Consider the following 11,577-nt stretch of genomic DNA (forward strand, 5'->3'; position numbering starts at 1 on the left):
GGCTACCCCCCCACAAAGCGCAGGCCCACGCCCGGCTCGGTCACCAGGTAGCGCGGTTGCAGCGCCGAGTCGCCCAGCTTGGTGCGCAGCTTGGCCACCAGGACGCGGAGATAGTGGGTGTCCTCGGTATGGGTGGGGCCCCAGACCTCGCGCAACAGCTGCGGCTGGGTCAGCACGCGGCCGGCGTTGGCCACCAGCAGCGACAGCAGCGCGAACTCCTTGCGGCTGAGCGTCACCGGGGCGCCATCGAGCTGCACCTCGCGATGGATCAGGTCCACGCGCAGATGGCCATCGTCGTACACCGGCGGCGCACTGGCATCGGCCAGCACCTGCTGGCGCAGCAGGCCGCGCACACGCGCCATCAGCTCCTGGGTACCGAACGGCTTGGTGACGTAGTCGTTGGCGCCGGCGTCGAGCGCGGCGACCTTCTCGCTTTCGGCCGCGCGCACGCTGAGCATCAGCACCGGCACCTGGCTCCACTGCCGCAACTGCGCCAGCACCTCGTGCCCATCCAGGTCGGGCAGGCCAATGTCCAGGATCACCAGGTCGGCGCCGTGCATGACCAGGGTTTCCAGCCCGGATCGTCCATCGTGGGCCTGCAGCACCGCGTAGCCCTGCGCGCGCAGGGAAATCTCGAGAAAGCGGCGGATCTGCGTTTCGTCGTCGATCACCAGCACGCGGGCGGGCGGGGTGCAGGCGTCAGTCGGAGTCGTCGGTGTCATCGCGGGGCGGGGGCTGCAGCAGGGGCAGGGTGATGCGGATCAGCGTACCGCGTCCATCCTGACCGGGCAGTGCTTCCACGCTGCCGCCATGCGCGCCGATCATGCCTTGGCAGATGGTGAGCCCCAAGCCGGTGCCGTGGCGGCCCCGATCGCCTCGTTCGACGGTGTAGAAGATGTCGAAGATCCGCGCGCGCTCGGCTTCGGGAATGCCCGGTCCGCTGTCGGCGACATCGATGCGCAGGGCACCTTCGGCCAGGCGCGCGGACACGCGCACCGCTTCGCCTGGCGGCGAGAACTTGGCCGCGTTCTCCAGCACGTTGAACACGGCCTGTTCGACCAGCGCCGGATGCACCCACATCATCGGCAGCTCCGGCGCCAGCGACACCTCGACCTTGGCGCTGGCTTGGTAGCGCTGCAGACGACGCACGGCCGAACCCACCAGCTCGTCCACGCCGATCCAGTCGCGGTTGAGGGTCAAACCGCTGTGGCCCAGGCGGGTCATGTCGAGCAGGTTCTGGATGTAGCGGTCCAGGCGCTCGCCTTCGGTGAGGATGGTCTCCAGCAGCGCGCGGCGGTCCTCCAGCGGCATCGCTTCGGCATAGCTGGACAGACTGCTGGCCGAACCGATCATCGCCGCCAGTGGCGAACGCAGATCGTGCGAGACCGAGGAGAGCAATGCCGAACGCAGGCGCTCGGTCTCGCCGGTCATGCGCGCGCTCTCCAGGTCGCCCACCAGCTGCGTGCGCAGCGCGGCCTGGGCGATGTCCTCGACCATGGCCTCGGCCAGGCGACGGTGCTCCAGGCCCAGGCGCGGCTGACCTGGCTCCAGGCGCAGGCCGGCCGCGCCGATGGTGGCCTTTTCACTGGCGGTCATCGGGACGAACCACCAGCCGGCGCCCGCCAGCGTATCGGTGTGGCGCCCGCTGGGCGCGCCATGTCGCTGGCTCCATGCCGCGGCGGCCAGGTCGATCTCGCCCAGCGTCGCCGACGGCGCGGCCTCGACCACCTCGCCCACCCGCAGCCAGGCCTGCAGGTCCAGCGCCCGCTCCATCGCCCGGCGACCGGCCTGCAGCACCTGCCCCAGGTCCGCGGCGGTGGCCAGCTCGCGTCCGAGCTGCTGCATGGCCGTGGCGTGGCGATTGGCGGCGGCCAGCGCCAGTACCTGCATGCGCAGGCGCGACGCCAGGCGACCGGCCACCAGCGCCGCGGCCAGGAACAGGAACACCGTCACCACGCCTTGCTGGGCACTGATGTGGAGGGTGTAGCGCGGAGCGATGAAGAAGAAGTTGTACGAGAGGAACGACAGCGCCGCGGTCAGCACCGCCGCGGCCATGCGTGTGCGCGCGGCCACCACCACCACCGCGACGATGAACACCATCGACAGGTCGTCCAGCCCGATCCAGCGTTGCGCCAGCCATGACAAGCCGACCGCCGCAACGGTCGCCAGCAGCGAAAAGCCCAGGTCGTGCCGGCTCAGTCGTTGCGGCAGCGCATGGATGCCACGGCGCGCCCGCGCCCGCGCCGCGGGCGTGCTGACGATGTTGATCTCCAGGTGCGCGCCGCGTTGGATCAGCTGCTGGGTCAGGGTGCGGTTGACCATGCGCGCGAGCGGCCGCTCGCGCGTGCGCCCCAGCACCAGGGTGGACACCCCATTGTGTGCGGCGTGGTCCAGCAGCGCGTCGGCGATGGTCGGACCATGCAGCAGCTCGGCCTCGCCGCCCAGGCGACGGGCCAGGGCGAAGGCGCGATCGATCTCCTGCTGGGTCTTGGCGTCGAAGGCGCGCCGCTGCACGGTCACCACCGTCCACGGCGCGCCGCGGCGCTCGGCGATGCGCCGCGCCACGCGCACCAGGTATTCGCTCTGGCCGCCGCCATCGATGGCCACCAGCACGCGCCGGCGCAACGGCACCCCGGTCTGGCCGCGCGCGGTCGCGTCCTCGCGCAGGGCATTGTCCACATGCTCGGCCGCGGTCTGCATCGCCAGCTCGCGCAAGGCCGTGAGATTGGATGGCGAGAAGAACGCCTGCAGCGCCTGGGCGGCCTGTTCGGGCAGGTAGACCTTGCCCTGCTGCAGGCGCTCGACCAGTTCGCGCGGCGGGATATCGACCAGCACGATGTCGTTGAGCCGGTCAAACACCGCATCGGGCACGGTCTCGGACACGCGCACGCCGGTGATGCGCAGCACCATGTCGTTGAGGCTTTCCAGGTGCTGTACGTTGACCGTGGTCCACACGTCGATGCCGGCGTCGAGCAGCTCGGCCACGTCCTGCCAGCGCCGCTCATGTCGGCTACCCGGCACGTTGCGGTGGGCCAGTTCGTCCACCAGCACCAGCGCCGGCCTGCGCGCCAGCAGCCCATCCAGGTCCAGCTCCTCCAGCAGGTGGCCCTGGTAGGCCAGGTGCCTGCGCGGCTGCTGGGGAAGCCCTTGGACTAGGGCGGCGGTTTCGCTGCGGCCATGGGTCTCGACGATGCCCACCACCAGATCGGTGCCGCGCTTGAGCTGCTCGCGTGCGCGGCTGAGCATGGCGTAGGTCTTGCCCACGCCGGGGGCGGCGCCCAGGAATACCGTGAGCTTGCCACCGTGTTCGCGCGCGAGGCCCTCGATGAGGGCGTCGGCCTGGCGGGTGCGGGAGTCGGTCATGGGGGTGATTGTGCGTGGGTTGCTGTTGGTTTTGGTGTTTGGGTTGCTGCGCTGTGAATCGCATGAAAGCAGTGCTTTCGCGCCCTGCGGGCGCGAGTGACTTTTGTCGCGGCAAAAGTCACCAAAACCGCTACTCGCCGGGACGCGATCCGGCGCTGCGCGCCGGTCCCCTGCGCTTCTCGGAAAAAACGGCACGGCGCCCAAACTCGCTTCGCTCAAACAGGGCGCCTCTTCGGCCGTCTTTTCCTGCGATGCTCGGCTCGCTTTACGGCTCAGACAGGGAAGCAAGGAGTAACCGCAACAGCGAGAGCAGGCGGTTGCTCTGCTTTTGCTTTGAGACCCCCCGTAAGGCACGGCGAAGCGACGAGGACAAGACCCGTAGGGCGCCGCATAAGGAGGTGCGGCGTTTTTGGAAGGGACATGGATGTCCCTTCCAAAAATCCCTCGTCGCGTAGCGGACCTGCGCGAAGCTCAGGCGTGCCGCCCGGGGCGTGTTGACCAGACATGCGTCTGTTGAAACGCACCTCTTTGCCCAGCTTTCTTTGCACAAGCAAAGAAAGTGGGTCGGGCGGCGAAGCCGCACGAAAGCGCTTGCTCTTAAAGAGAAAGCCAGAAACAGTCGGTCACTGCTTGGATGCCTCCGCCTCCAACGCCAGATTCAACTTCAACACATTCACCCGCGGCTGCCCAAACACCCCAAACTGCTTCCCAGCCGTATTGGCCTGCACGAGCGCAGTCACCTTCTCCAAAGACATTCCCCGCGCCCGCGCCACCCGCGCGACCTGGATCCGCGCCGCCGCCGGCGAAATGTCCGGGTCCAGCCCCCCGCCGGACTCGGTCACCATGTCCGCCGGCACCTGCGAGGGCGGCACGCCCTCGGCTCTGGCGACCTCGGCGATGGCATCGTCCACGCGTTTGATCGCCTCGGGGTTGCTGCGCGCCTGGTTGCTGCCGGCCGCCGACATCGGGTCGTACCCGGCCGCAGACGGACGCGGATGGAACCACGCATCGCCGGTGAACGGCTGCGCCACCAGTGCTGAACCGATGACCGTGTCGCCCCGGCGCAGCAGGCTACCAGTGGCCTTGTCAGGAAAGGCCGCGCGCGCCAGGCCGGTGCCGAGCAGCGAGTAGGACAGCCCCATGATCAGCAGGGCCACCAACGGGAACACCAGGGCCGGTCGCCATGCGGCGCGGTCCTGCAGGGGGTGGGGCGACATGGCGATACCTCTTTGGCAAGTGGGAGACATCAAGGCGGGGGCAAGGTCGGCGCGGCTCATGCGCCCACCACCGCGGCCAGCAGCAGGTCGATCAGCTTGATCGCCACGAACGGCAGCAGCACGCCGCCCACGCCGTAGACCAGCATGTTCCGGCGCAGTAGCGCGGTGGCCGTGGCCGGCCGGAAGCGCACGCCGCGCAGCGCCAGCGGGATCAGCGCGGGGATCACCAGGGCATTGAAGATCAGCGCCGCCAGGACCGCGTTGCGCGGGCTGGACAGGTGCATGACGTTCAGGGCCGCCATGGAGGGAATGGCGGCGGCGAACAGCGCCGGCAGGATGGCGAAGTACTTGGACACATCGTTGGCCAGCGAGAAGGTGGTCAGCGCGCCGCGGGTGATGAGCTGTTGCTTGCCCACTTCCACCACCGCCAGCAGCTTGGCCGGGTCGCTGTCCAGGTCGACCATGTTGCCGGCCTCCTTGGCGGCCTGGGTGCCGGAATTCATCGCCAGGCCGACGTCGGCCTGCGCCAGGGCGGGCGCGTCGTTGGTGCCGTCGCCGACCATCGCCACCAGCCGCCCGCCGGCCTGCTCGGCCCGGATGCGCGCGAGCTTGTCTTCGGGCCTGGCCTCGGCGATGTAGTCATCCACGCCGGCTTCGGCGGCGATGGCCGCGGCGGTGAGCGGGTTGTCACCGGTGATCATCACGGTCTTGATACCCATCGCGCGCAGCTGGGCGAACTTCTCCTTGATGCCCTGCTTGACCACGTCGGACAGCGCGATCACGCCCAGCACGTGGCGGCCCTCGGCCACCACCAGCGGGGTCGCGCCGCCACGAGCGACCTGCTCCACGCGCGCGGCCAGTTCCGTCGGCACCCCGCCGCCCTGCTCGTTGACATAGCGCGAGATCGCATCGACCGCCCCCTTGCGGATCGCGCGGCCGGCCACGTCCACACCGGACATGCGCGTTTGCGCGGTGAACGCCAGGTACTCGGCCTTGTCGGGCTCGGCGGTCGCGCAGCCATGCTGGCGTGCCAGTGCGACGATTGACTTGCCTTCCGGCGTGGGGTCGGCCAGCGAGGACAGCAGCGCGGCCTCGCGCAGTCGCGCGCCGTCTACGCCTGCCAGCGCGTGGAAGTCAGTCGCCTGGCGATCGCCGTAGGTGATGGTGCCGGTCTTGTCGAGCAGCAGCACGTCCACATCGCCCGCCACTTCCACCGCCTTGCCCGACTTGGCCAGCACATTGGCCGCCAGCGCGCGGTTCATGCCGGCAATGCCGATGGCCGGCAGCAGGCCGCCGATGGTGGTGGGAATCAGGCACACCAGCAGCGCGATCAGCAGCAGCGGATCGACGCGCACGCCCACGAATGCGCCGATCACCGGCAACGTGGCCACCACGATCAGGAAGGTCAGCGTCATGGCCGCCAGCAGCAGGGTCAGGGCCACCTCGTTGGGCGTCTTCTGCCGATTGGCGCCTTCGACCAGCGCGATCATGCGGTCCAGGAAGCTGTGCCCGGGCTCCGCGGTGATCTTGACCACGATTTCGTCGGTCAGCACCTTGGTGCCGCCGATCACGCCGCTGCGGTCGGTGCCGGCCTCGCGCAGCACCGGCGCCGATTCGCCGGTGACGGCCGCCTCGTTGATGGTGGCCAGGCCGCGCACGATCTCCCCATCGGCCGGGACGAACTCGCCGGCCGAGACGATCACGTAGTCGCCCTGCTTGAGGTCCGACGCGGGCAGGCGGGACTCGCCAGCGCCGGGCAGCGCGGTATCGACCTTGCGCGCGACCAGGTCCTGGCGGGCGCTGCGCAGCGAGGCGGCCTGGCCGCGGCCGCGGGCCTCGGCGATGGCTTCAGCGAAATTGCCGAACAGCACGGTCAGCAGCAGGATCGCGCTGACCGCCAGGCCGAAGCCCAGCGGCGCCTGGCCGCTCAGGGTGACCAGCAGGCTGACCAGCGTGCCGGCCATGACCACGGCCATGACCGGGCTGCGTACCAGCGTGGCGGGATTGAGCTTGCGCACCGCATCGCGCAGGGCGGCGTTGATGGCGGCGCCGTCGAGCAGGCGCTGCCGGGTCCGGTGGGAATGGACTTGGGTATTCATCGTATGCGCCTTCAATGAGCGATCAGGGCCAGGTGTTCGGCGACCGGCCCCAGCACCAGCACCGGCATGAACTGCAGGACGGTCAGCACGCCGATTACCGCGATCAGGGTCAGGGCGAAGGTCGGAGTCTCGATCTGCAGGCTGCCGGCCGATTCGGGCGTGCGCCGCTTGGCTGCCAGCTGCGCGGCCACGACCAACGGCACGATCAGCGCCGGATAGCGACCCAGGAGCAGCAATAGCGTGCAGCTCAGGTTCCACCAGGCGGTACCATCGCCCAGCCCCTCGAAGCCCGAGCCGTTATTGGCGAAGGCCGAGGCGTACTCGTAGAACACCTGGCTGATGCCGTGGAAGCCGGGATTGGAGTTGCCGGTGAGCGATGGCACGGCCAGCGCGATCGCGGTGAACAGCAGCAGCACGATCGGCTGCAGCAGGATCAGCAGCGCCAGCAGCTTGACCTGCGGGGTCTCGATCTTGCGGCCGAACAGTTCCGGCGTGCGCCCGGTCATCAGTCCGGCCAGGAAGACCCCCAGCAACAGATAGACCATGAAGGCCTGCAGGCCGCAGCCGATGCCGCCCCAGATGGCGTTGACCAGCATGTCGGCGATGGCCACCCCGCCGCCCAGCGGGCTGAGCGAGTCGTGCATCGCGTTGACCGAGCCGTTGGAGGTCTGGGTGGTCAGCGCTGCCCACAGCGCGGAGGCATCGGCGCCGAAGCGCACTTCCTTGCCTTCCATCACCATCGAGCTGGCCGACGTGGCGGCATGCCCTTCGGCCCACACCAGCGCGGTGGTGGAGGCCGCCGACATCAGCAGCATGCTGCCGAAGATCAGCCCGGCCAGCTTCCGGCGCCCGGTGAAGGCGCCGACCATGAACACCACGGCGATCGGCACCAGGATGATCGCCAGGCATTCGAGCGCGTTGGACAGCGGCGTCGGGTTCTCCAGCGGCACCGAGCTGTTGGGCCCGTACCAGCCACCGCCATTGGTCCCCAGCTGCTTGGCCGCGACCATCGCCGCGACCGGGCCCAGCGGCAGCTTCTGGGCGGTAAAGGTGGCGCTGTGTTCGACCGGTGTGGCGCTTGGACCGGCCTGCAGGGTCGACGGCACGCCCTGGCTGCCCAGCAGCAAGGTCCACACCAGGCAGAGCGGCAGCATGAAGCGCACGCAGGCGCGCACCACGTCGGCGTAGTAGTTGCCCACGTCCACCGCGCGCGGCTCATCTTGCTGTGCCTCGCCGTGGCGCTTGCCGAAGAACGCGCGCAACGTCGCCACCGCCAGCCCCAACCCCATCATCGGAGTGACGATCTGCAAACCGGTGATGGCCACCATCTGCGACAGGTAGGACAGCTGGGCCTGGCCGGAATAATGCTGCTGGTTGGTGTTGGTCAGGAACGAGACCGCCGTGTGCAACGCCAGGTCCCAGCGCATGTTGGGCACCGCATCGGGATTGAGCGGCAGCCAGGCCTGGGTCATGAACATCGTCCACACCAGCACGCCCACCACCGCGTTGCTCAGCACGAAGGCGCCGGCATAGCCGCGCCAGGACATGCCGCGCACCGGGTCCACCCCGAGCAGCGTGTAGAGCGGCCTTTCCACCAGGCCGAACACCGCGTCGCCCCACATCGGCGCCCCGCGCATCACCCGCGCCAGGTAGAGCCCCAGCGGCCAGGCCAGCGCCATCGCGGCGCCAAGGATCAACAGGATTTCGATCATGGCGGCGCGCTCAGAAGTCTTCGGGACGCAGCACGACGTACAGCAGGTAGGCGCCGGCGACGATCACCAGTGCGCCGCAGATCAAGGCAAGCCAGCCAGGCATGGCAGTTCTCCGGTCGGTTTAGAAGAAGGCCTGGAACGCGGCTTCCACGCGGGAGCCGGCCAGATCGGGAAAGAGGTCGCGCGCGGCGCGGTCGGTGTCGTGCCAGGTGAGGCGCAGTTCGAACGGCGCCTTGAACGCCCACACCCCACCCAGCTGCATGTGCGAGTAGCTCTGGCCGTAGGCGTCGTCCAGCCAGTAGTGCCCGACCGCGCCCTCCAGCCGGAACGCCTCGCCCAGCGGCATCCGCGCACCGAGTTGCGCGTAGGTGCCGGTGTGATGGGTCGCCAGTGCGTCGCTGGACCAGCCCAGCTGCACCCAGACATTGGAGGTCCAGGTGAGCGTCGCGCCGAGTTCGGTCCAGTCCAGGTCGACGGCGCTGGACGGATAGCGGTAATGGGTCAGGTTGGCGTCCAGCGCCCAGTCCCGCGCCAGCGCGCCGCTCCAGCCAGCCACCAGGTCCAGCTCACTGCTGGCGTGGGTCTCGGGAGCGAACTCGACGTTCGAACCCCAGGCCGACACGTACAGGCCGTTGGCCGCCGACGCCTTGAGGCCCGCCTGGGTTGCGAAGTCGCCCTGGGTCTGGGTGGTGCCGCGCCAAACGTAGTCGCTGGTCAGCGCGGCGTTACCGGCCAGCGTGGACGCGCCAGCGGCGGGGGGAACAAGCGACAGCGCCGCCAGGCCAAGGGCCGGCAAAGCGCGAACGGATAGGAACGACAACATGATCAATGCGGGCTCGCAGGAGACGGACGTCAGGTCCGCCGGAAGGCCGCCATCGTCCGCCCCGGGCCCGTAAAGGCTCCACGCCTGCCCGGCCGCCGCCGCGTAAAAAACGCATCAATTCTCGGCCCGTGATCGACTGCGGGGTGATCGCGCGTCGCTGCACGCACCGCCAGGCTGCGCTGCCACGGTGGGCGGTCGCCTTGCCCACGCTGCCGCGGCGCGGCGTGTCCGGGGGCTTCATCACGCCGCAACATCCCACAGGCAATGCTGCGCGCGTTGCAGACCACCCGGAGAGCCATCCATGCGCCTTGCCCTGACCGCCGCCGCCGTGTCCCTCGCCTTGTCCGCCTGCGCCTCGGCGCCGCTGGCCTTCGAGCCGCTGGACGGCAACATCTCCGGCACCTGCCATACCGACATGGTCAAGGGCGCGGTGGGCTTGGCCGCTGCGCAGCCGACCCTGGAACGCATCCGTGTGGACAGCGACAGCACCGAACTGTCCACCGGCGGCGATGTGGCCAGCGCCACCGAAGGCGGCTCCACGGTGCACGTGCAGGTGGGCGACAACAACGCCATCACCGCGATCGGCTGCAGTGGCAGCAGCATGGCGATGAACTGATCGCCGCAGGCCACGATGCATGACAACGCCGGCGCATGACGCCGGCGTTGTCGTTTACACCGGCTCGGACTCAGCCCCTGGCCGCGCGGCGCTCGCCACGCAGCGAGACCTTGTGCACCCGGGCCAGCAGCTTGAGCGCGGCCTGTTCCCACTGACGCTCGCCACGCGCGGTGCCTGCGGCGCGTTGCAGGCGACCATCCTCCCAGGCGACGAACACGCACGGGTCGATGTAGGCCTTGCGACACACCGCCGGGGTATTGCCCAGCGCGCGGGCAACCTCCTTGATGACCGCGTTCTTCGCGCGGGTCAACGCGGCTTTGCTGGCAGGCTCCGGCAGGGGAGTGGCCGCCAAGAGCTTGAACGCCGCCAGCGTGCCGCCCCAGGTGCGGAAATCCTTGGCGGTGAAATCCTTGCCCATCACCTCCTGCAGGTAGGCGTTGACCGCGCCGGAGTCCACCGGCTGCAGCGCGCCCTCGTCATTGCGGTACTGGAACAACGCCTGCCCGGGCAGGTGCTGCACGGCGCGGATCAGCTTGACCAGGCGGGCATCGTCGATGCCGATGTCATGTTCCAGCCCGCCCTTACCGCGGAACTTGAGCCGCACCCGGTCGCGGGCGAAGGCGACATGCCGGTTGCGCAGCGTGGTCAGGCCGAAGGAGCGGTTGTCGCGGGCGTAGGTTGCGTTGCCGATGCGCACCAGGGTCTCGGCCATGACCGCCACCACGATGGCCAGCACCTTCTCGCGCGGGAAGCCTCGCAGCTTGAGATCCTGGCGCAGGCGGCGGCGCAGTCGGGGCAAGCGCGTGCCGAACTGCACGATGCGGTCGTACTTGCCTTCGCCGCTGACCTCGGTCCACTGCGCGTGGTAGCGGTACTGCTTGCGTCGCCGTGCGTCGCGCCCGGTGGCCTGCAGGTGGCCGCGGTCATCCATGCAGATCCACACATCGGTGTAGGCCGGCGGGATGGCCAGGGCGCGAATGCGACCCAGGGTGAGCGCATCGCGCACCACCTGGCCCTGTGGGTCGCGGTAGCCGAACCCCTTTCCCGCGCGCCGACGCGAGTAGCCAGGCTCGGCATCGGTGACGTAGATCAGGCCCGCCTGCGCGGCGATGACGGCCGCCTCGTTGAGGGCGGCGGCGGAGGCGGCGGGCTGGGGGCGTGGGTCGCGAGGCATGGCGTGCACGATGTGCAACGGCGCATCAAGGAGCCGTCAAGCGCATCGCCTGCGGCCGCGGCACGTGGTTAACATGGGTCCTTCTTCCTAGAGGAGCGCTGCATGTTCCGCATCACCCTGCCGATGTCGTTGCTGGTCCTGGGCCTGTCCGCCTGCAGCGGACCGCAGCCGGACGAGCAGCAGCGGGCCGTGGCCCAGTCCGAACAACGCGCCGAGGCGGCCGCCACCGCGACCGGCGAACAGGCACCGCCAGCCGATGCCAGCGCCTGCGATGCCACCCAGGCCCAGTGGCTGGTCGGGAAGACGCCGGCCCAGGCCGACCTCGACCAGGCCAAGCAGGACACGGGCGCGGAGAGCGTGCGTGTGCTCAAGCCCAATCAGGTGGTGACCATGGAATTCAACGCCGCGCGCCTGAATGTGGAGGTCGACGACAAGGGCGCGGCCAGCGCGGTGCGCTGCGGCTGAGCCCGCTCGAAACAGCGGCGGATCCAGCGTGTCTGGGCGACGCGCAAGGCCTTGTTTTTGTTGCCTCTGAAACCGTCTACGCACCCGGATGAGGCAGCCGTTGCGGCG

General features: G+C 69.3%; 10 protein-coding genes. 2 read left to right on the forward strand and 8 right to left on the reverse strand.

What is annotated here, in order from left to right:
* Window positions 1–2: 2 nt before the first annotated feature.
* From ACORQU_RS06700 to ACORQU_RS06730, 7 genes are all read right to left on the reverse strand, one after another.
* A complete protein-coding gene (locus tag ACORQU_RS06700; RefSeq protein ID WP_491644044.1) occupies window positions 3–722 on the reverse strand; it encodes a response regulator in 720 nt (239 codons plus the stop codon).
* On the reverse strand, window positions 700–3,363 hold the full coding sequence (locus ACORQU_RS06705) for an ATP-binding protein (RefSeq protein ID WP_491644046.1): 2,664 nt from the start codon (window positions 3,361–3,363) through the stop codon (window positions 700–702). Before ACORQU_RS06705 ends, ACORQU_RS06700 begins: the two co-directional genes overlap by 23 nt.
* Window positions 3,364–3,986: 623 nt before the next feature.
* Window positions 3,987–4,580 carry a potassium-transporting ATPase subunit KdpC gene (kdpC, locus tag ACORQU_RS06710; RefSeq protein WP_491644048.1) on the reverse strand — a complete coding sequence of 198 codons (594 nt, stop codon included), beginning with the start codon at window positions 4,578–4,580 and terminating at the stop codon, window positions 3,987–3,989.
* Window positions 4,581–4,636: 56 nt separating this feature from the next.
* Complete coding sequence (gene kdpB / locus ACORQU_RS06715) at window positions 4,637–6,679, reverse strand: potassium-transporting ATPase subunit KdpB (RefSeq protein ID WP_491644049.1); 2,043 nt, start codon at window positions 6,677–6,679, stop codon at window positions 4,637–4,639.
* An 11-nt stretch (window positions 6,680–6,690) separates the two neighbouring features.
* Complete coding sequence (kdpA, locus tag ACORQU_RS06720; protein ID WP_491644051.1) at window positions 6,691–8,391, reverse strand: potassium-transporting ATPase subunit KdpA; 1,701 nt, start codon at window positions 8,389–8,391, stop codon at window positions 6,691–6,693.
* 10 nt (window positions 8,392–8,401) lie between these two features.
* Window positions 8,402–8,494 (reverse strand): potassium-transporting ATPase subunit F, encoded by a 93-nt coding sequence (locus ACORQU_RS06725; RefSeq protein ID WP_093141244.1) that lies wholly within the window; start codon window positions 8,492–8,494, stop codon window positions 8,402–8,404.
* A gap of 18 nt (window positions 8,495–8,512) precedes the next feature.
* Complete coding sequence (locus ACORQU_RS06730) at window positions 8,513–9,214, reverse strand: TorF family putative porin (RefSeq protein ID WP_491644054.1); 702 nt, start codon at window positions 9,212–9,214, stop codon at window positions 8,513–8,515.
* Between the two features lie 301 nt (window positions 9,215–9,515).
* Here ACORQU_RS06730 and ACORQU_RS06735 point away from each other — a divergent pair, with 301 nt between their 5' ends.
* On the forward strand, window positions 9,516–9,830 hold the full coding sequence (locus ACORQU_RS06735; protein WP_491644055.1) for a hypothetical protein: 315 nt from the start codon (window positions 9,516–9,518) through the stop codon (window positions 9,828–9,830).
* A 70-nt stretch (window positions 9,831–9,900) separates the two neighbouring features.
* Here the strand turns inward: ACORQU_RS06735 and ACORQU_RS06740 are convergent, their stop codons facing one another.
* Window positions 9,901–11,004 (reverse strand): DNA topoisomerase IB, encoded by a 1,104-nt coding sequence (locus ACORQU_RS06740; protein WP_491644057.1) that lies wholly within the window; start codon window positions 11,002–11,004, stop codon window positions 9,901–9,903.
* 102 nt (window positions 11,005–11,106) lie between these two features.
* Between ACORQU_RS06740 and ACORQU_RS06745 the strand changes: the two genes are divergently transcribed.
* Window positions 11,107–11,469 carry an I78 family peptidase inhibitor gene (locus ACORQU_RS06745; protein WP_491644059.1) on the forward strand — a complete coding sequence of 121 codons (363 nt, stop codon included), beginning with the start codon at window positions 11,107–11,109 and terminating at the stop codon, window positions 11,467–11,469.
* Window positions 11,470–11,577 lie beyond the last annotated feature (108 nt).

The sequence above is a fragment of the Pseudoxanthomonas sp. JC1303 genome (assembly GCF_058448525.1).